Genomic DNA, 19,693 nt, shown 5'->3' with positions numbered 1-19,693 from the left:
ATGAAGGGCCTGCGCGGCGCGGTTGCCGCGTGGTGGGCGCTCACCGGCCTGCTCGTGACGACGTTCGCGTTCCTCGGCGTCAACATGTTCCTGTCCGGGCTGCACAGCTACGGCAAGCTGTAAGATTTTCGCCGCTCGTCCGACTATAAGACCGCCGGTGCACTGCGTGCCCGGCGGTTTTCTTTTGTAACGGGCGGGCGACCCGGGCGTCGAACGGCGCACGGTGGGTCGGGTCGAACGCTGATGAAGCGTGCGCGCGGCGCATGCAGGAGGAACTGCACGATGTGGATCAAACGTCCTTTGCGGAACGTACTGACCGGCGGTGATATCGCGCCCAGCGAGATCACGCCGCGCGCGGTGTTCGAGAACCGGCGGCGTATCTTGCAGGCGGCCGGCCTCGCGGCGGCGGGCGGGCTGCTCGGCGGCAGCGGCCCGGCATTCGCCGCGTATGCGTCGCCCGACGCGCGGGCGGCGAAGCTCGCGGCGAAAACGAATCCGAAGTTCGTCGCGGCGGACAAGGTGACGCCGTTCAAGGACATCACGTCCTACAACAACTTCTACGAATTCGGCACGGACAAGAGCGATCCGGCGCAGAACGCCGGCACGCTTCGGCCACGCCCGTGGCGCGTGAGCGTCGAGGGCGAGGTGCAGCACCCGAAGGTGTTCGATCTCGACGAACTGCTGAAGCTCGCACCGCTCGAGGAGCGCGTGTATCGGCTGCGCTGCGTCGAGGGATGGTCGATGGTGATCCCGTGGATCGGTGTGCCGCTATCCGAGCTGATCAAGCGCGTGCAGCCGACCGGCAACGCGAAATACGTGCAGTTCATCACGCTGGCCGATCCGTCGCAGATGCCGGGCCTCTCGACCCCCGTGCTCGACTGGCCGTACTCGGAAGGGCTGCGGATGGACGAGGCGATGAATCCGCTGACGCTGCTGACGATGGGCGTTTACGGGCAGGTGCTGCCGAACCAGAACGGCGCGCCGGTGCGGATCGTCGTGCCGTGGAAGTACGGTTTCAAGAGCGCGAAGTCGCTCGTGAAGATCCGGTTCGTCGACAAGCAGCCGAAGACGAGCTGGAACACCTATGCGTCGAACGAGTACGGCTTTTATTCGAATGTGAATCCGAACGTCGATCATCCGCGCTGGAGCCAGGCGACCGAGCGGCGCATCGGCGAGGACGGCTTCTTCACGCCGAAGCGCAAGACGCTGATGTTCAACGGCTACGGCGATCTGGTCGCGTCGATGTATCAGGGCATGGACCTGAAAAAGAATTTCTGAGCGCGATGGTGAGAAACGACATGCCTCCTTCGACGCTGACGCCCGCCCGTGCGGCCGGCGCCCGACCGGCTGAACGGGCGGCGCGGGCCGGTGCGATCCGTGCCGCCTCGCCGCGCTGGCTCGTGCCGGCCAAGGTGCTGGTTTTCGTGGCCGGCCTCTATCCGCTCGTGCGTCTCGTGCTGTTCGGGCTGACCGACCGGCTCGGCGCGAATCCGATCGAATTCATCACGCGTTCGACCGGCCTGTGGACGCTCGTGATGCTGTGCATCACGCTGGCCGTCACGCCGCTGCGGCGCATGACGGGGGCCGCCACGCTGCTGCGCTTTCGCCGGATGATCGGGCTGTTTGCGTTCTTTTACGCGACGCTGCACTTCACGACCTATCTGTGGTTCGACAAGTGGTTCGATGTCGTCGCGATCCTGAAGGACGTCGGCAAGCGCCCGTTCATCACGGTCGGCTTCGCGGCGTTCGTGCTGCTGATTCCGCTTGCCGCGACGTCGCCGCGCGCGATGGTGCGCCGGCTCGGCCGACACTGGGCGACGCTGCACCGCGCGATCTACGCGATCGCGCTGTTCGGCGTGCTGCACTTCTGGTGGATGAGGGCCGGCAAGCACAATCTCGCGCAGCCCAGGCTTTACGCCGCGATCGTCGCTGCGCTGCTGGGCTGGCGGCTGATCGCATGGGGATGGCGGCGCGTGCGTGCGTAACGGCGCGGCCTGAAAAAACAAAAGGCGATGACTGGGAGGCCATCGCCTTGTTTCGCGAGCCGCGCGGGCGGCGTCGCGCCGTTACTGCGTGACGGCCGGGCTCGACGCCGGTGCGGGCATTTTCGACGTACCGCTCGACAGCTCGGGCGACAGCATGAGCGGCGTACCGGACGAATCGGGCACACTGTCGGACGACGCGTTGTCATCGGTAGGCGTCACGTCCGACGGCGGCGTGTCCTGCTGCTGGATCGGCTTTGGCAGCGGAGGCACGGTGGGCAGATAGAGCGCGCCGCTTTGACCGCAGCCGGCAAGAATCGCCAAAGCCGCTACAATCGCGCTCATCCGGAAAACGACTCGCATGATCGTCCCTGAACAATTGAACCGATAGAGTTTAGCATGTCCGATACTGAATACCTGACCCGTGCCGAGGCCGTGCTGACGGCCGTCGAGCGTACCGTCGACACCGCGAACGACGGTGACCACGACATCGATCTGGAGCGCAACGGCAGCGTCCTGACGCTGACGTTCGAGAATGGCTCGAAGATCATCGTCAACCTGCAGCCGCCGATGAAGGAAGTGTGGATCGCCGCGAAGGCGGGCGGATTCCACTACCGTTTCGTGGACGGCGAATGGCGCGATACGCGTACGGGCACCGAGTTCTACTCGGCGCTCACCGAATACGCGACCCAGCAGGCCGGCCTGCCGATCACGTTCAGCGCGTGACGGCCGGGGCGCCGGGCCCCGAACGTCGTACCCAAAGAAAAAGCGCCCCGCAGGGCGCTTTTTTGATGTCCGGGCGCGTGTCAGTGGCCGCGGAACAGGTTCATGATGTCCTGCTTTTCCTGTTCGTCGACGTGCGGCACCGCTTCGTCGACGTTCTGCGCGACCGGCGCCTGCGGCACACCGACCGTCGACACGAAGCCGTGCCCCGGTGTGAAGTCGGTGAAGTACAGCTCGCTGCCGAGCGATTCGACGCCGTCCGGCACCGTGGGCTTGAACTCGGGCACGCCCTTCAGCGCGGCGCCCATGTAGTCGATCCAGACCGGGAGCGACAGGCCGCCGCCGGTTTCGCGATCGCCGAGGCTGCGCGGGTTGTCGTAGCCGATCCATGCGATCGCGGCGAGCGTGTGCTGGTAGCCGGCGAACCATGCGTCGTGCGAGTCGTTCGTCGTACCGGTCTTGCCCGCGAGGTCGGTGCGCTTCAGCACGTTGGTCCGTGCGCCCGTGCCGCGCTGCGCGACGCTCTGCAGCAGGCTGTTCATCACGTAGGCGTTGCGGGCGTCGATCGCGCGCGGCGCGTTCTGCTCGGCGACGAGCGGCTGCGCGCGCGCGACGATCGCGCCGTTCGGATCGGTGACTTCGGCGATCAGGTACGGATTGACGCGATAGCCGCCGTTCGCGAATACCGAGTACGCGCCGGCCATCTGCAGCGGCGTGACCTGGCCCGCGCCGAGCGCCATCGGCAGGTAGGCCGGATGGCGATCGGCGTCGAAGCCGAAGCGCGTGATGTACTGCTGCGCGTACTTCGTGCCGATGTGGTTCAGGATCCGGATCGACACGAGGTTGCGCGAGCGCTGCAGCGCAGTGCGCATCGACATCGGGCCTTCGAAGCCGCCGCCGTAGTTCTTCGGCTCCCACGGCTGGCCGCCCGTTTCGGCGGCGCTGAAATACAGCGGGCCGTCGTTGATCACGGTTGCCGGCCCGAGGCCCTTGTCGAGCGACGCCGAGTAGATGAACGGCTTGAACGACGAACCCGGCTGCCGCCAGGCCTGCGTGACGTGGTTGAACTTGTTCTTGTTGTAGTCGAAGCCGCCGACGAGCGAGCGGATCGCGCCGTCCTGCGGAATGATCGACAGGAACGCGCCTTCGACCTGCGGCAACTGCGTGATCGACCATTTGCCGGCATCGTTCTTCACGACGCGGACGATCGCACCGGGGCGGATGCGGCGGTTCGGCTGCGCGCTGGTCGACAGTGCGCCCGACGCGAAGCGCAGGTTGTCGCCTTCGATCGTCGCATTGCTGCCGTCGATGAACGCGACCGTGATCTGGCGCGGGTTCGCGGCCGTGACGACCGCGGCAATCAGTTCGCCGTTGTCGGGGTGCTCGAGCAGCGCGTCGTCGATTGCCTGTTCGCGGTCGTCGGCACCGGCCGGCAGCTCGATGAAGCCCTCCGGCCCGCGATAGCCGTGCCGACGCTCGTAATCCATGATGCCCTTGCGCAGCGCGGTGTACGCGACCTGCTGGTCCGCGGAATCGATCGTCGTCACGACGTTGAAGCCGCGCGTGTAGGTTTCCTCGCGGTACTGCGCGTACATCATCTGCCGGACCATTTCCGCGACGTATTCGGCGTGCACGCTGAAATCGCGTCCCGGGCCCTTGACGACGAGCGGTTGCGCGACGGCTTCGTCGTACTGCTCGCGCGTGATGAAGTTCAGCTCGAGCATCCGCTGCAGGATGTATTCCTGGCGCACCTTCGCGCGCTTCGGATTGACGACCGGGTTGTACGCGGACGGCGCCTTCGGCAGCCCCGCGAGCATCGCCGCTTCCGCGAGCGTGATGTCCTTCAGGTCCTTGCCGAAATAGACCCGCGCGGCGCTCGCGAAGCCGTATGCGCGCTGGCCGAGATAGATCTGATTCATGTAGACCTCGAGAATCTGATCCTTCGTCAGCGCGCGCTCGATCCGGTACGCGAGCAGCATCTCGTAGATCTTGCGCGTGTAGGTCTTCTCGCTCGACAGGAAGAAGTTGCGTGCGACCTGCATCGTGATCGTGCTCGCGCCCTGCGACGCGTGGCCGTTCGTCAGCGCGACGAAGCCGGCGCGGATGATGCCGGTGAGGTCGACGCCGCCGTGATCGTAGAAGCGCGCGTCCTCGATCGCGAGGATGGCCTTCTTGAGCGAATCGGGCACGTCCTTGAAATGGACGACGTCGCGGCGCTCCTCGCCGAATTCGCCGATCAGCACGTGATCGGACGTATAGATGCGCAGCGGCACCTTCGGGCGATAGTCGGTCAGCGCATCGAGCGACGGCATGTTCGGCCAGGCGACGACGAGCGCGTAGCCGAGCACGAGGCCGCCGGCCACGACGAGGGCCACGCACATCGCGGCGAAGCCGAGCATGACTTTTTGCCACCAGGGCCGCTTCTTCGGCTCCGGGGCAGGAGGCGGGGACGTAGGAGTCGTGGATTGCATAGGCATACCGGAAAACAGTCCCGCGATTATAGCTGCCCGGTAAGACCGGTCCTGACGCGGGCGCCGCCCGCCTGAACATCGCGAGTTGGCGTACCACCAGCATAGTCCTCGCGCGGCCGCCGCGAGCCATTGCTGGCCGTTCGGCCGACTGTCGGCCGCACGCACCGTTTTGCAGAATCAGGCCTCGGAAATGCGGCGTGGGCCGCGACGATCGCGGGAGGCTGGGATGGCGGGACGATGGGGAGCGCGGTTCGCGCAGGGCAGGCACTGGTCGACGGGAATCGACGTCGGCGCGGACGAGGTGAGGGTGGTCGTGCTGAGCCGGCGCGCCCGTGTCGCGGAGGTGTGCATCGAGGGGCTCGAGCGGGAGCCGGTCGGGCTGGCGGGCGGGCCGGACGACGCGCGCTGGGCCGCGGTCGCGCGTGCGCTGGCGGCGGCCGTGTCGCGGCTGTCGGCGGTGGGCGTGCGGTGCGACGCGCGCGGCGTGATGGCGCTGCACGACGACGAGATGCGTACCGCGACGCTGGACCTGGCCGGGCGTGACGACATCGCGGACGCCGCACGGCAGGCGGCCGAGCGAATCTCCGGGCTGGCGCCGGACAGTCTCGCGTTCGACTGGCGACAGGACGGCGGGGCGCGATCCGGCGAGATCGCGGTTGCGGTGGCTCCGCTGGCGCTGCTCGAGCGGCGGATCGACGTGGCGGCCCAGGCCGGTGTCGATCTGACGGCGGTCGACGGCGAGTCGGCCGCCGTGCTGCGCGCGTTGCGCTATGCCGCGCAGTTCGAGCTCGACGTACATGGCGGCTACGCCGGGCTCTGGTTCTGCGACTCGGGCGTGCACGGCTGGCGCATCGACGGCCCGGTGGCCGCACCGGTGCTCACGCTGTCCGGCGCCGTGCCGGGGGCGTTCGCCGATGCATTGCGTCAGCGTGCGCTCGGGGCCGCGCGCTGCGTCCTCGTGGCCGGGGACGAGCGGTGCATCGCCCGCTTCGGTACGTCCGTCGCCGAGATCGGCGACGTGCTCGGCGTGGTAGCGGTGCCGTTCGACTGCACGGGTTGGGACGGGCTGCCGTGCCCGCCCGCCGGCATGCCGGGCGGCCCGGCATTCGCCGTCGCGTTCGGGCTGGCGTTGCGCGGAGTGTGGGAATGATGGTCGGGCGCATTCCGATAAACGTGCTTGGGGCGGGTCCGGACGGCCGCGCGGGGCTCGGCGGCTTCAACCTGCTGCCGTACCGCGAGCGGCTGGCACAGGCGTTGAGGCGTCGCCGGGCCGTGCAGTGCGGTATGGCGATCCTGCTCGGCGTATTCGGCGTCGGCTTGTGGACGGGCGTCGCCACCTTGTCGCGGTGGCGGGCGGACGCCGAGCGCGCGAGCGTGGAGGCGCGGCTGCGACAGTTGCAGCCGCAGGTGGGCGCCGCGACGCGCGCCGCCAACGCAGCCGTCGTCATCGCGCAGCGCGAAGTGCAGGCAGCCGCGCTTGCCGAGCCTTACCGGCGCGTCGCAGGGCTGCTGGCGACGCTGGCGCAAGTGCGTGACGGCACCGTCCGGCTCGACGCGCTGCGCACCACAGCGACCGGTGCCGTGCTCGATGCGCGCGCCACGAGTTACCGGGCGGCCGCGCGGTGGCTCTCGGCGATGGCACGCGAGCAGCGTGACTGGCGGATCGACATAGAGGCGCTGAAGCCGGCTTCGGAGGCTCCGGTCGCGGCGGCCGGGATGCCGTTCCGGTTCTCGGTCCAACTGCGCTGGCACGACGCGATGCCGCCGCGGCAACCGCCAGGAGGTAGCGCATGACGGCGCTCACGCATCGGGGCGCGTTGCGCGGCGACGCGTGGCTGAGCGGCAAGTGGCGCGTGTCGCCGGCGGCTGCGCATGTCGCAGGCTGTGCGCTCGCGTTCGTCGCCGTACTGGCGGGCGGCATTCATCTGGCGAATTCTGGCGACTGGGGTGGGCTCGCGCACAGTCGCACGTTGCTGGCGGCGGCGCAGGTGCGTGCGGCCGACGCGCAGCGCGTCCTCGCTGCCGCTGCGCAACGACGCGACGCACATCCGGCGCCAGCGCGCGACGATCGCTTGTCGCGTGCGCCGGAATGGGCCGCGCTGATGCTCGAACTGGCTGATCTTGCCGCATCGAGCGGGTTGAATGGCGTATCGATCGAGCCGCAGCGCGCCGATGGCGCGGCGCCGGATGGCCGGTGCACGGTGCGCATCGTTGCGGATGGCGGCTTTGGCGCGTTGTTGCACATGATCGGCGGGCTGGCGCGCTTCCCGGTACTGGCGGTGCCGTCGGCGCTGCGCGTTGAACGTGGCATACAGTCGGCGCGGGTGGAAATGTCGATCGACGTGTTTCCGGCGCTGCCGGCGGTAACGACCGCAGGTGGCACGGTGCTGGTTCAGGCCGCCGCGCTCGACACCGATCCCTTTGGCGGGGCTGGCCCGTCTGACGCGGAGGGTCGGGCGACCCGCCTGGCCGGCACGATTCGCGACGCGCGTGCCGGTCTCGCGTTGTTCGACGATGGCGACGGTGCGTTCACGGCCGTGGCGCCCGGGGAAGCACTCGGCGCCGCGCGCGTGGTGCGTGTCGACCCCGCGGCAGTAACGCTCGCGACGGCCGACGGGGCGCATCGGCTCGTCATGGGCGATGGAGGTCGGCCATGACGAGATTTGGATCTTGGACTCTCGCCGTCTGGGCGGGGTTGACGGCGGCCGGTGCAGGCGCGTCGTTGCCGCCGCTGCCGGCCGTCTGGCCCGCCGCGTCGATGGATGCACGGGTGCCGGGCCTGCCGCCGCCGTCAGGCGTGGCCGGCAGCGTGGGCAATGACATATCGGCGGAGGCCGGTTCGCCGCCGTTCGATCAGGCGGTTCACGCGGCGGTTCAGGTGGAAGCCGAAGCCGCTGCAACGGCCCCCGGGCTCGAAGGGCCGCCGATCCCGTTGGCGCCGCCGGCCCGGATGAGCGACGCCGCGGCACGGCAACCCGGCGATGCGGACGACGCGCGGCGGATCTCGCTGAATCTGCAGGGCGCCGGGCTCGCCGCCGCGTTCGACGCGTTCGCGCGGTTCACGGGGCTCAATATCGTCGTCGGCGAGCAGGTGCGCGGCACCGTGACGTTACGTCTGAACAATGTTCGCTGGCGCGATGCGTTCGACACGCTGCTCGACACGCACGGGCTCGCGATGTCGCGGCGCGGCAACGTGATATGGGTCACGCCGGCGGCGGAACTGGCCGCGCGCGAACGCGAGCGCTTCGAGATGCATGCGCGGGCCGCGGATCTGGAGCCGCTCGCGAGCCGTACATTCGCGCTGCGCTACTCGCGCGCGCAGGACGTGCAACGGCTGCTGGCCGGCGCAACCGGCCAGCGCCTGCTGTCGAAACGCGGCGCCGCGGCGGCCGATCCGCGCATGAACCTGCTGTTCGTCACCGACCTTGCCCCGCGTATCGCGCAGATCGAGGGCCTGATCGATGCGATCGACCGGCCGTCGCGGCAGGTCCGGATCGAGGCCCGCATCGTCGAGGGGGAGCAGGGTTTCTCGCGCAATCTCGGCGCACGCGTCGCGCTGCGTGCGCAGGGGCGGCCGTCGTCGGGCGACGGCGCCACGTTCACGACGGACGCGCGCAACGCGCTCGACCTTGCCGCGCGGCCGCTCGGTGGCTTCGACGCGGCGACCGCCGGCTTCACGCTGTTTGCCGCGCCGCTCAGCCGCGTACTCGACGTCGAACTGAGCGCGCTCGAGGCGCAGGGGCGGGGCCAGATCGTTTCGCGTCCGCGCGTGGTGACCGCCGATCGCGTCAAGGCGATCGTCGAACAGGGGTCGGAGCTGCCGTATCAGGCCAAGGTCGGCAACGGCATGAGCGGCGTGCAGTTCCGCCGCGCGACGCTCAAGCTCGAGGTCGAGCCGCAGATCACGCCGGACGGGCGTGTGGTGCTCGACCTGGACGTGACGAAGGACAGCGTCGGCGAGCCGACGGCGGCCGGCCCGGCGATCCACACGAAGCACGTGCAGACCCGCGTCGAGGTCGAGGACGGCGGGACGGTCGCGATCGGCGGGATCTATGAACAACTGAGCCGGAACGATGTGACGCGCGTGCCGCTCTTGGGCAAAATACCGTTTCTGGGCGCGCTTTTCCGGCACCGCGCGCAGCGCGACCAGCGCAACGAACTGGTCGTCTTCATCACGCCGACCGTCGTCGATGCGCGCTGCGAAGCGCGCGGCGCGGGCGACGCAGGTGCCGAGAAAACGGGGCCGGAAGCCGCCGGCGCAGGCTCGACAAGGCAGCCGCTTTGCCAGTAAGCTGCGCCACACACCAGCAAGATTGAAGCAGAGGAAGCCGTTGCAAGCGCGGGACCCACATGCAAACGTATTTTTCGTCGGCCTTATGGGAGCGGGTAAGACCACCGTGGGCCGCGCGGTCGCGCGTCGTCTCGACAGGACGTTTTTCGACTCCGACCACGAAATCGAGGCCCGCACGGGCGCGNTCGTCGGCCTTATGGGAGCGGGTAAGACCACCGTGGGCCGCGCGGTCGCGCGTCGTCTCGACAGGACGTTTTTCGACTCCGACCACGAAATCGAGGCCCGCACGGGCGCGCGCATTCCGGTGATCTTCGAACTGGAAGGCGAGGCCGGGTTTCGCGATCGCGAAACGCAGGTGATCACCGATCTCACGCAGCGCGAGAACATCGTGCTCGCGACGGGCGGCGGCGCGGTGCTGCGCCAGGAAAATCGCGACTGCCTGAAAAACAACGGCATCGTCATCTACCTACGTGCTAATCCGCACGATCTGTGGCTGCGCACGCGCAAGGACAAGAACCGCCCGCTGCTGCAGACCGAAGATCCGAAGGGGCGTCTCGAAGCGCTGTACGAAGTGCGCGACCCGCTGTACCGCGAATGCGCGGATTTCGTCATCGAGACCGGCCGTCCGTCGGTCAACGGTCTCGTCAACATGGTGCTGATGCAACTCGAACTGGCGGGCGTCATCGCCAAGCCGCTACAAGCATGATTACTGTCAACGTCGATCTGGGCGACCGCGCCTACCCGATTCACATTGGCGCCGGCCTGATCGGCCGCGCCGAGCTGTTCGCACCTCACATCAAGGGTTCGTCCGTCACGATCGTCACGAACACGACGGTCGATCCGCTCTATGGCGACGCGCTGCGCGCGGCGCTCGCGCCGCTCGGCAAGCGCGTGTCGACGGTCGTGCTGCCGGACGGCGAGGCCTACAAGAACTGGGAAACGCTGAACCTGATCTTCGACGGCCTGCTGACCGAGCACGCGGACCGCAAGACGACGCTCGTCGCGCTCGGCGGCGGCGTGGTCGGCGACATGACGGGCTTTGCCGCCGCATGCTACATGCGCGGCGTGCCGTTCATCCAGGTGCCGACGACGCTGCTGTCGCAGGTCGATTCGTCGGTCGGCGGCAAGACGGGCATCAACCACCCGCTCGGCAAGAACATGATCGGCGCGTTCTACCAGCCGCAGGCCGTGATCGCGGACATCGGCGCGCTGACGACGCTGCCCGATCGCGAACTGGCGGCCGGCGTCGCCGAAGTCATCAAGACCGGCGCGATCGCCGATGCGGAATTCTTCGACTGGATCGAGGCGAACGTCGGCGCGCTGAACCGTCGCGAGCCGGCTGCGCTCGCGCATGCCGTGAAGCGTTCGTGCGAGATCAAGGCGAGCGTGGTCGCGGCCGACGAGCGCGAAGGCGGCCTGCGCGCGATCCTGAACTTCGGCCACACGTTCGGCCATGCGATCGAGGCCGGGCTCGGCTACGGCGAGTGGCTGCACGGCGAGGCGGTCGGCTGCGGGATGGTGATGGCGGGCGACCTGTCGGTACGGCTCGGCCTGCTCGACGAAGCGTCGCGGCAGCGCCTCGACGCGGTGATCGCGGCCGCGCATCTGCCGACCCAGGGGCCTGCGCTCGGCGACACGCGCTACATGGACCTGATGCGTGTCGACAAGAAGGCCGAGGCCGGCGCGATCAAGTTCATCCTGTTGAAGCGATTCGGCGATACGCTGATCACGCAGGCGCCGGACGAGGCTGTGTTCGCAACACTGGCGCAGACGACGCGCTAACGGCGGCCCGGATGCCCGGCGCCCCTGACATGGAGGAGACGTGAGCGAGACATCCAGCAGCACACTGCCCGAAGCCAACCGCGCACCCGCTGCGCCGGTGGCCGAGCCGCCGACGCTGGCGGCGCTGGAAGCCCATCTCGCTCCGTATGCCGCCCACGCGTCGCAGTCGCGCGGCCGCCGCCATCGCGAAACGCCGCCGGCGGCGCGCACCGAGTTCCAGCGCGACCGTGACCGCATCGTTCATTCGACCGCGTTTCGCCGGCTCGAATACAAGACGCAGGTTTTCGTCAATCACGAAGGCGACCTGTTCCGCACACGCCTCACGCACAGCCTCGAAGTCGCGCAGATCGCGCGCTCGGTCGCGCGCAACCTGCGCCTGAACGAGGATCTCGTCGAGGCGATCTCGCTCGCGCACGATCTCGGCCATACGCCGTTCGGCCATGCCGGGCAGGACGCGCTGAATGCATGCATGCGCGAGCACGGCGGCTTCGAGCACAACCTGCAGAGCCTTGCGGTCGTCGACGAGCTCGAGGAGCACTACGGCGCGTTCAACGGGCTAAACCTGTGCTTCGAGACGCGTGAAGGCATCCTGAAGCACTGCTCGCGCGAGAATGCGCGCAAGCTCGGCGCGCTCGGCGAGCGCTTCCTGCAGGGCCGCCAGCCGTCGCTCGAAGCGCAGCTCGCGAACATCGCGGACGAGATCGCCTACAACAACCACGACGTCGACGACGGCCTGCGCTCCGGCCTGATCACGATCGAGCAGCTCGCGGAAGTCGAGCTGTGGCAGCGCCACTACGAAGCGGCGCTCGCCGAATTCCCGCACCTCGAAGGCCGCCGGCTCGTGCACGAGACGGTGCGCCGCATCATCAACACGCTGATCGTCGACCTGATCGACGAGACGACGCGCAATCTCGCGCGCGTCGCGCCCGCGTCGCTCGACGACGTGCGCGCCGCGCCGCCGCTCGTGTCGCACAGCGAGACGGTCGCCGCACAGGCGGCCGCCCTCAAGCGCTTTCTCTTCAAGAACCTGTATCGCCACTACAAGGTGATGCGCATGGCGAGCAAGGCGCAGCGCGTCGTCACGGGGCTGTTCGACGCGTTCATCGAAGATCCGCGCCTGCTGCCGCCGCCGTACCAGTCGGAAGACCAGGCGCAGCAGCCGCGCCTCGTCGCGCACTACATCGCCGGCATGACCGACCGCTTCGCGCTGAAGGAATATCAGCGCCTGTTCGTCATCAACGACAACTGACTGTCACAAACGATCACTAGACTTCGCCGGTTCAATGGCGACGGGAATGTTGCACACGCTGTTGGTAACGTTTTCATAGGAGAGAGGTCGATGAAGAAGAAGCCTGCGGGGACCGTGGTTCGTTCGATCGCGCTTGGCGGCGCGCTGATGTTCGGTGTGCAGCATATGGCGCTCGCCGCGACGGAGATCCAGTTCTGGCACGCGATGGAGGCCGCGCTCGGCGAGCGGGTCAACGCGATCGCCGAGCAGTTCAACGCGTCGCAGAGCGACTACAAGATCGTGCCGGTCTTCAAGGGCACCTACGACCAGGCGCTCGCGGCCGGCATCGCCGCTTATCGCAGCGGCAACGCGCCGGCGATCCTCCAGGTGTATGAAGTCGGCACCGCCACGATGATGCAGGCGAAGAAGGCCGTCGTGCCTGTCTACGACGTGTTCAAGCAGGCCGGCGTGCCGCTCGACGAAAAGGCGTTCGTGCCGACCATCTCGAGCTACTACAGCGACGCGAAGACGGGTCATCTCGTGTCGATGCCGTTCAACAGCTCGACGCCGGTGCTGTATTACAACAAGGACGCGTTCAAGAAGGCCGGCCTCGATCCGAACCAGCCGCCGAAGACGTGGGCCGACGTGAAGGCCGATGCCGAGAAGCTGCGCAAGTCGGGGATGGCGTGCGGCTTCACGACCGGCTGGCAGGGCTGGATCCAGCTCGAGAACTACAGTGCATGGCACGGGCTGCCGTTCGCGAGCCGCAACAACGGCTTCGACGGCACCGACGCCGTGCTCGAATTCAACAAGCCGCAGCAGATCGCGCACGTCGCGTTCCTGCAGCAGATGGCCAAGGACGGCACGTTCACGTACGCGGGCCGCAAGGATGAAGCGTCGGCGAAGTTCTACAGCGGCGACTGCGGGATCCTGACGACGTCGTCGGGCGCACTCGCGAACGTGCAGAAATTCGCGAAGTTCAGCTACGGCACGGGGATGATGCCGTACGACGCGAACGTGAAGGGCGCGCCGCAGAACGCGATCATCGGCGGTGCGAGCCTGTGGGTGCTGGCTGGCAAGGATCCGGCGACCTACAAGGGCGTCGCGAAATTCCTCGCCTACCTGGCCTCGCCGGCCGTCGCCGCGAAGTGGCATCAGGACACGGGCTACCTGCCCGTCACGACGGCCGCGTACGACCTCACGCGCCAGCAGGGCTTCTACGCGAAGAACCCGAGCGCCGAAACCGCGATCAAGCAGATGCTGAACAAGCCGCCGCTGCCGTACACGAAGGGGCTGCGCTTGGGCAACATGCCGCAGATCCGCACGGTCGTCGACGAGGAGTTCGAGCAGGTCTGGGCGGAGAAGAAATCGCCGAAGGACGCGCTCGATTCGGCGGCCTCGCGCGGCGACGAGCTGCTGCGCCGCTTCGAGAAGTCGGGCGGCTGAGCACGCATCGCTTCGTGCCGCCGGACGTGCCGCGCTTGCGCGCGTGCCGCCCGGCGGCGCGGTTTCCTTTCCGTTTCGCCTGACCGGATATCCGCGATGCAATCCCGTTCCCGCTTCGGTACGAGCCTGGTGCCGTACCTGCTGATCGCGCCGCAGCTCGCGATCACCGCCGTGTTCTTCCTGTGGCCGGCCGGCGTCGCGCTGTGGCAGTCGACGCAGATGCAGGACGCGTTCGGCACGTCGAGCGAGTTCGTCGGCCTCGCGAACTTCACGCACCTGTTCGCCGATCCGCTGTATCTCGATTCGTTTCGCACGACCCTGGTGTTCAGCTCGCTCGTCACGGTGAGCGGGCTCGTCGTGTCGCTGGTGCTCGCCGCGTGCGCCGACCGCGTGATTCGCGGCGCGCGCGTGTACCGCACGCTGCTGATCTGGCCGTACGCCGTCGCACCGACGATCGCGGCCGTGCTGTGGGCGTTCCTGTTCAACCCGAGCATCGGGCTCATCACGTATGCGCTCGCGAAGGGCGGCATCGTGTGGAACCACGCGCTGAACGGCGGACAGGCGATGTTCCTCATCGTGCTCGCATCGGTGTGGAAGCAGGTGAGCTACAACTTCCTGTTTTTCTACGCGGGCCTGCAGGCGATCCCGCGCTCGCTGATCGAGGCAGCGGCGATCGACGGTGCCGGGCCGGTGCGGCGCTTCTTCAACATCGTGCTGCCGTTGCTGTCGCCGACGAGTTTCTTCCTGCTGGTCGTGAACCTCGTCTACGCGTTCTTCGACACGTTCCCGGTGATCGACGCGGCCACCGGGGGCGGCCCGGCGCAGAGCACGAAGACGCTGATCTACAAGATCTTCGCGGAGGGCTTCCAGGGGCTCGACATCGGCAGCTCGGGCGCGCAGTCGGTCGTGCTGATGATCATCGTCGTCGGGCTCACGGTGATCCAGTTCCGCTTCGTCGAACGCAGGGTGCAATACGCATGATCGAAAATCGCAAGGGCTTCGACCTGTTCTGCCACGCGGTGCTGATCGCGGGCGTCGTGCTGATCGTGTTCCCCGTCTACGTCGCGTTCTGCGCGGCGACGATGAACGCGCAGGAAGTGTTCACGGTGCCGCTGTCGCTGGTGCCGAGCACGCACCTGTTCGAGAACATCGCATACATCTGGGGGCACGGCAGCGGCGGCACGACGGCGCCGTTCGGCCGCCTGCTCGTGAACAGCTTCGCAATGGCGCTCGGCATCGCGGTCGGGAAGATCGCGATGTCGATCCTGTCCGCGTACGCGATCGTCTATTTCCGCTTCCCGTTCCGCAACACGGCGTTCTGGCTGATCTTCATCACGCTGATGCTGCCGGTCGAGGTGCGGATCTTCCCGACCGTGCAGGTCGTGTCGACGCTGCACCTGACGAACACGTACGCTGGGCTCACGCTGCCGCTGATCGCGTCGGCGACCGCGACGTTCCTGTTCCGCCAGTTCTTCATGACGCTGCCGGACGAGCTGATGGATGCCGCGCGCATCGACGGCGCGGGGCCGCTGCGCTTCTTCTGGGACGTCGTGCTGCCGCTGTCGAAGACGAGCATCGCGGCGCTGTTCGTGATCACGTTCATCTACGGCTGGAACCAGTATCTGTGGCCGATCCTGATCACGACGGAAGCGTCGCTGTCGACGGCGGTGGTGGGCATCAAGACGATGATCGCGAGCGGCGACGCCGCGACCGAATGGCAGTACGTGATGGCGGCGACGCTGCTGGCGATGGTTCCGCCGCTCGTCGTCGTGCTGGCGATGCAGCGCTGGTTCGTGCGCGGCCTCGTCGATTCCGAGAAATAAATGACGGACGGCAACCGGGAGAAAGACCAAGTATGGCTGCGCTGAGCTTGAAGGGCGTCAGGAAATCCTACGACGGCAAGCAGCACGTGCTGCATGGCATCGACGTGGAGATCGCCGACGGCGAATTCATCGTGCTGGTCGGCCCGTCGGGCTGCGGCAAGTCGACGCTGCTGCGGATGATCGCGGGGCTCGAGACGGTGACGGACGGCGAGATCGCGATCGGCGAGCGCGTCGTCAACACGCTGGAACCGAAGGATCGCGACATCGCGATGGTGTTCCAGAACTATGCGCTGTATCCGCACATGACGGTCGCGCAGAACATGGGCTACGGGTTGAAGATCCGCGGCATCGAGCGCGCGACGATCGATTCGCGGGTGGCCGCGGCGGCGAAGATCCTCGAACTCGAGCCGCTGCTCGCGCGGCGGCCGCGCGAGCTGTCGGGCGGCCAGCGGCAGCGCGTCGCGATGGGGCGTGCGATCGTGCGCGAACCGTCGGTGTTCCTGTTCGACGAGCCGCTGTCGAATCTGGACGCGAAGCTGCGCGTGCAGATGCGGCTCGAGATTCAGCGGCTGCATGCGCGGCTCGCGACGACGAGCGTCTACGTGACGCACGACCAGATCGAGGCGATGACGCTCGCGCAGCGCGTGATCGTGATGAACCGCGGTTACGCGGAGCAGATCGGCGCGCCGGTCGACGTGTACGAGAAGCCGGCGACGGTGTTCGTTGCGGGCTTCATCGGCTCGCCGGCGATGAACCTGATGCACGGCCGGCTGTCGGACGATGGCGCGACCTTCACGGTCGCGGGTGGCGGTCCGGCGCTGCCGGTCGCCGGCGCGCCCGGCATCGGCACGGTGATCGCCACCGGGCGCGACTGGGTGCTCGGCGTGCGTCCGGAACACATGACGCCGCAGCCGGGTGTCGCGCAGGCGACGCTGCCCGTCGACTCGTGCGAGCTGCTCGGCGCGGACAATCTCGTGCACGGCCGCTGGGGCAATCATGACGTCGCGGTGCGCCTGCCGCACGCCGACCGTCCCGCGCGCGGCACGGCGCTGGCGGCCGCACTGCCCGCGCACCGGCTGCATTTCTTCGATCCCGAGACCGGCAAGCGTGCCGACTGAACCTGCTGCACCTGGCGAGAGACCAACGATGACTTCCCGTACCGACTGGCCCTACCCACGCGTCGTCGCCCATCGCGGCGGCGGCACGCTCGCGCCGGAGAACACCCTCGCCGCGCTCGACGAGGGCGCGCGACGCGGTCACCGGATGGTCGAGTTCGACGCGAAGCTGTCGGCCGACGACGTGACGTTCCTGCTGCACGACGACACGGTCGACCGGACGTCGAACGGCCACGGGGCGGCGGCGGACATGCGCTATGCGGCGCTGGCCGCGCTCGACGCGGGCGCGTGGCTCGACGCGCGCTTCGCGGGCGAACGGATGCCGACGCTCGAGGCGGCGGCGGCGCGCTGCATCGCACACGGGCTGGCCGCGAATGTCGAGATCAAGCCGTGCCCGGGGCGCGAGCGCGAGACCGGGCAGCGCGTGGCGGCCGATGCGGCCGCGTACTGGCGCGATGCCGACGTCCGGCCGCTGCTGTCGTCGTTCTCGTTCGATGCGCTGCAACAGGCGCGTTCGACCGTGCCGGCGCTGCCGCGCGGGATGCTTTACGAGGCCGTGCCGGACGACTGGCATGCACAGGTCGTCGGTGCGCTCGGCTGTGTTTCGTTGCATGCAGACCACAAACGGCTCGACGAACCGCTCGTGCGGGCGATCAAGGCAGCCGGGCTGCGCATCCTGGTGTACACGGTCAACGACCTCGAACGGGCGCGCGAACTCGCCCGCTGGGGTGTCGATGCGGTCTGTACCGACCGGATCGACCTGATCGGCCCCGACGCGCTGGACGACATCGCGTAGCGCCGGGTCCCGCGCGATGGCCGGTGCGGGAAGACCCTGAGACAAAAAAACGACGCCCCGACGGGAATCCGCCGGGGCGTTTTGCATCGTGGAGACGTTACGTCACGAAAAATCCGCTACAAATTGCAGCAGGATTAACCATTCCCCAAATATTCGACTACGCTTAGAAGCGGTAACCGACGTTCAGGTACGTCACGATCGGGTTCAGCGAGATGTGGGCCTTCGACGTTTCCGTCAGCGTACCGACCGGCGTCCGGCGGGCCGTCGTGAAGGTCGCCGTCACGCTGACCGGGATGTACGACATCGAGAAGCCGGCAAACCAGTGCTTCGTGAAGTTGTACGTGAAGCCGGCGTTGAACACGGGCGCCCACTGGTTGCTGGTCTGCGCGCTGGTCGGGCCGCCGAGCACGCCGTTCTCGAACGAGCTGTTCGTGATCTTTGCGCCGGTGAACCAGATATACGTCGCGCCGACGCCGACATACGGACGGAACTTCGCGTTGGCGTCGTTGAAGTAGTACTTCAGGAGGAGCGCGGGGCTCCACTGGTACGCGCGGCCGAGCGTACCGAAACTTGAGAACTGGCCCTTGCCTGTGATGTCGAACTTCGGCGGGATGCCGGCGATGAACTCGGTGGCGATGTGGTCGGTCACGAAGTAGCCGGTCGCCAGCGCGAGCGTGTCGGCATCGCTGATGCCGGCACCGGTGTTGGGAACCGACTGGTTGATGGGCGTGCCGCCTACGCCGTACAGGAACAGCGGGTCGCTGCTGTCTTGCGGTGCGAGGTGCAGCCAGCCGGTGCTGACGTAGAAATCACCTGCGGATTGTGCATGTGCCGTACCGCCCGCGAACGTGAATGCGAGCGCTGCGGCCCCCGTAATGGCCAGTTTTCGTTTCATTGTGTCTCCTCCGATCAAAGGCGTGCTCATTATGACGACTGCGTTTAAAACCAAACAAGCTCGTAAGTTAGAGTTTTCTCCCTAGGATTCGTACGACCGTACGCTTTCGCGCGCCGCAGGGACAGGCATTCTACGCAGGTGCGCATTTTCGGACCTACGGGTATTTCCTAACGCGTTCAAACGGACATTCAGCATGGCACGGTTAGCACGACTCTACGTTCCCGACCAGCCGCAGCACGTGATTCTGCGCGGCCTGGATCAGCAACCCGCGTTCGTCGACGACCAGGACTACGAACTCTTCATCGATTGCCTGAAGGCCGCCGCACGCGATCATCACCTGTCGGTGCATGCCTACGTGCTGCTGCCGCGCCAGGTGCAACTCCTCGTGACACCGAGCGACGAGGCAAGCCTGCCGAAGGCGATGCAGGCCGTGGGCCGTCGTTACGTCGCGCATTTCAACCGGCGCTATTCGCGGCGCGGCACCCTGTGGGAAGGCCGCTATCGCGCGACGGTGATCGAAGGCGAGCGCTATTTCCTGCTCGCGAGCCGCGTGGTCGAGATGAGCCCGGTGCGCGCGCAGCTTGTCGCGACGCCCGAAGCCTATCGGTGGTCGAGCTACCGGCATCACGTCGGGCTCACCGTCGACAGCCTGATCACCGACCATCCGCTCTACTGGGCGCTCGGCAACACGCCGTTCGACCGCCAGCGTGCGTACAAGGAGCTGTGCGAGCAGCCGCTCGACGAGCGGCAGGCCGACCAGCTGCAGCAGGCGACGCTCAAGGGCTGGGTGCTCGGCGGCGAGAATTACCGCGAGTGGGCGGCGCGTACCGCGAACCGGCGCGTGTCGCCGCTGCCGCGCGGACGCCCCAGAAAGGTGCGTGAGAACACGCCGCCGATCCAGCAGTAACGCGGGAACGGCGGTCGAGGAGGCGGCGCTGCGTGCGCCGCTTCTTTTTGCACCAAAATGATACGGCCCCAATAAAATGGCACCAGATCGAAGCATCTATTTAATTGGGGTTCGATCAAGCGGTTTTTGTTGCTATTCCTTTGATTCGTCGCGTATATTCCGAATTCCGGTGGCCCGGGAGAAGCATGCCCAGCCACTGACGGCCGCGCCGTCTCCCGTCGGGAGCGGGATGAC

The 19,693-nt window shown here is 67.4% G+C and carries 19 protein-coding genes and 1 pseudogene; 17 read left to right on the top strand and 3 right to left on the bottom strand.

Translation table 11 applies throughout. The features are described 5' to 3' along the window. The 3 genes and pseudogenes from ACTRWB_RS33865 to msrQ form a co-directional block, all read left to right on the top strand. Nucleotides 1-123: pseudogene (locus ACTRWB_RS33865) on the top strand (c-type cytochrome biogenesis protein CcsB); the annotation flags it as partial. Between the two features lie 159 nt (nucleotides 124-282). After that, nucleotides 283-1,278 (top strand): protein-methionine-sulfoxide reductase catalytic subunit MsrP, encoded by a 996-nt coding sequence (gene msrP, locus ACTRWB_RS33860; RefSeq protein ID WP_129513524.1) that lies wholly within the window; start codon nucleotides 283-285, stop codon nucleotides 1,276-1,278. Between the two features lie 20 nt (nucleotides 1,279-1,298). Beyond that, nucleotides 1,299-1,985: a protein-methionine-sulfoxide reductase heme-binding subunit MsrQ gene (gene msrQ, locus ACTRWB_RS33855; protein ID WP_446904447.1), complete on the top strand. Its 687-nt coding sequence runs from the start codon at nucleotides 1,299-1,301 to the stop codon at nucleotides 1,983-1,985. Between the two features lie 81 nt (nucleotides 1,986-2,066). Here msrQ and lptM read toward each other — a convergent pair whose 3' ends face one another. Next, nucleotides 2,067-2,345, bottom strand: coding sequence for an LPS translocon maturation chaperone LptM (gene lptM, locus ACTRWB_RS33850; protein ID WP_129513526.1), 279 nt, complete (start codon nucleotides 2,343-2,345; stop codon nucleotides 2,067-2,069). Between the two features lie 36 nt (nucleotides 2,346-2,381). Here lptM and cyaY point away from each other — a divergent pair, with 36 nt between their 5' ends. Beyond that, on the top strand, nucleotides 2,382-2,708 hold the full coding sequence (gene cyaY / locus ACTRWB_RS33845; protein ID WP_193097490.1) for an iron donor protein CyaY: 327 nt from the start codon (nucleotides 2,382-2,384) through the stop codon (nucleotides 2,706-2,708). An 80-nt stretch (nucleotides 2,709-2,788) separates the two neighbouring features. Here cyaY and ACTRWB_RS33840 read toward each other — a convergent pair whose 3' ends face one another. Next, nucleotides 2,789-5,176 carry a penicillin-binding protein 1A gene (locus ACTRWB_RS33840; RefSeq protein WP_446904446.1) on the bottom strand — a complete coding sequence of 796 codons (2,388 nt, stop codon included), beginning with the start codon at nucleotides 5,174-5,176 and terminating at the stop codon, nucleotides 2,789-2,791. A 226-nt stretch (nucleotides 5,177-5,402) separates the two neighbouring features. Between ACTRWB_RS33840 and ACTRWB_RS33835 the strand changes: the two genes are divergently transcribed. From ACTRWB_RS33835 to ugpQ, 12 genes are all read left to right on the top strand, one after another. Beyond that, nucleotides 5,403-6,326: a competence protein ComA gene (locus ACTRWB_RS33835; RefSeq protein ID WP_446904445.1), complete on the top strand. Its 924-nt coding sequence runs from the start codon at nucleotides 5,403-5,405 to the stop codon at nucleotides 6,324-6,326. After that, nucleotides 6,326-6,970: a fimbrial protein gene (locus tag ACTRWB_RS33830; protein WP_446904450.1), complete on the top strand. Its 645-nt coding sequence runs from the start codon at nucleotides 6,326-6,328 to the stop codon at nucleotides 6,968-6,970. Before ACTRWB_RS33835 ends, ACTRWB_RS33830 begins: the two co-directional genes overlap by 1 nt. Next, nucleotides 6,967-7,833: a pilus assembly protein gene (locus ACTRWB_RS33825; RefSeq protein ID WP_446904444.1), complete on the top strand. Its 867-nt coding sequence runs from the start codon at nucleotides 6,967-6,969 to the stop codon at nucleotides 7,831-7,833. Before ACTRWB_RS33830 ends, ACTRWB_RS33825 begins: the two co-directional genes overlap by 4 nt. After that, a complete protein-coding gene (locus ACTRWB_RS33820; protein ID WP_446904443.1) occupies nucleotides 7,830-9,467 on the top strand; it encodes a type IV pilus secretin PilQ in 1,638 nt (545 codons plus the stop codon). The genes ACTRWB_RS33825 and ACTRWB_RS33820 overlap by 4 nt, the downstream gene beginning before the upstream one ends. After that, nucleotides 9,367-10,173 (top strand): shikimate kinase, encoded by an 807-nt coding sequence (locus ACTRWB_RS33815; protein ID WP_446904442.1) that lies wholly within the window; start codon nucleotides 9,367-9,369, stop codon nucleotides 10,171-10,173. The genes ACTRWB_RS33820 and ACTRWB_RS33815 overlap by 101 nt, the downstream gene beginning before the upstream one ends. Then, a complete protein-coding gene (gene aroB, locus ACTRWB_RS33810; RefSeq protein WP_419685990.1) occupies nucleotides 10,170-11,249 on the top strand; it encodes a 3-dehydroquinate synthase in 1,080 nt (359 codons plus the stop codon). The genes ACTRWB_RS33815 and aroB overlap by 4 nt, the downstream gene beginning before the upstream one ends. A 40-nt stretch (nucleotides 11,250-11,289) precedes the next feature. Next, entirely contained in the window at nucleotides 11,290-12,498 is a 1,209-nt protein-coding gene (locus ACTRWB_RS33805; RefSeq protein ID WP_446904441.1) for a deoxyguanosinetriphosphate triphosphohydrolase, read from the top strand. A gap of 90 nt (nucleotides 12,499-12,588) precedes the next feature. Further along, nucleotides 12,589-13,923 (top strand): sn-glycerol-3-phosphate ABC transporter substrate-binding protein UgpB, encoded by a 1,335-nt coding sequence (gene ugpB / locus ACTRWB_RS33800; protein ID WP_419685991.1) that lies wholly within the window; start codon nucleotides 12,589-12,591, stop codon nucleotides 13,921-13,923. A 96-nt stretch (nucleotides 13,924-14,019) separates the two neighbouring features. Further along, nucleotides 14,020-14,904 carry a sn-glycerol-3-phosphate ABC transporter permease UgpA gene (gene ugpA, locus ACTRWB_RS33795; RefSeq protein ID WP_193097497.1) on the top strand — a complete coding sequence of 295 codons (885 nt, stop codon included), beginning with the start codon at nucleotides 14,020-14,022 and terminating at the stop codon, nucleotides 14,902-14,904. Then, entirely contained in the window at nucleotides 14,901-15,746 is an 846-nt protein-coding gene (gene ugpE, locus ACTRWB_RS33790) for a sn-glycerol-3-phosphate ABC transporter permease UgpE (RefSeq protein ID WP_129513535.1), read from the top strand. Before ugpA ends, ugpE begins: the two co-directional genes overlap by 4 nt. 32 nt (nucleotides 15,747-15,778) lie before the next feature. Beyond that, nucleotides 15,779-16,864: a sn-glycerol-3-phosphate import ATP-binding protein UgpC gene (locus ACTRWB_RS33785; RefSeq protein ID WP_446904440.1), complete on the top strand. Its 1,086-nt coding sequence runs from the start codon at nucleotides 15,779-15,781 to the stop codon at nucleotides 16,862-16,864. 28 nt (nucleotides 16,865-16,892) lie between these two features. Then, nucleotides 16,893-17,657 carry a glycerophosphodiester phosphodiesterase gene (gene ugpQ, locus ACTRWB_RS33780; protein WP_446904439.1) on the top strand — a complete coding sequence of 255 codons (765 nt, stop codon included), beginning with the start codon at nucleotides 16,893-16,895 and terminating at the stop codon, nucleotides 17,655-17,657. Between the two features lie 163 nt (nucleotides 17,658-17,820). On the opposite strand, the gene ACTRWB_RS33775 is transcribed toward ugpQ, so the two are convergent. Further along, the gene (locus ACTRWB_RS33775; protein WP_048251424.1) at nucleotides 17,821-18,552 is read right to left on the bottom strand and encodes an OmpW/AlkL family protein; all 732 of its coding nucleotides are present in this window, start codon (nucleotides 18,550-18,552) and stop codon (nucleotides 17,821-17,823) included. A 193-nt stretch (nucleotides 18,553-18,745) separates the two neighbouring features. Here ACTRWB_RS33775 and ACTRWB_RS33770 point away from each other — a divergent pair, with 193 nt between their 5' ends. Then, nucleotides 18,746-19,459 carry a transposase gene (locus tag ACTRWB_RS33770; protein WP_006477151.1) on the top strand — a complete coding sequence of 238 codons (714 nt, stop codon included), beginning with the start codon at nucleotides 18,746-18,748 and terminating at the stop codon, nucleotides 19,457-19,459. Nucleotides 19,460-19,693: the final 234 nt, after the last annotated feature.

It is taken from the genome of Burkholderia sp. YIM B11467, assembly GCF_052952715.1.
This window is presented reverse-complemented; position numbering and strand designations above follow the sequence as displayed.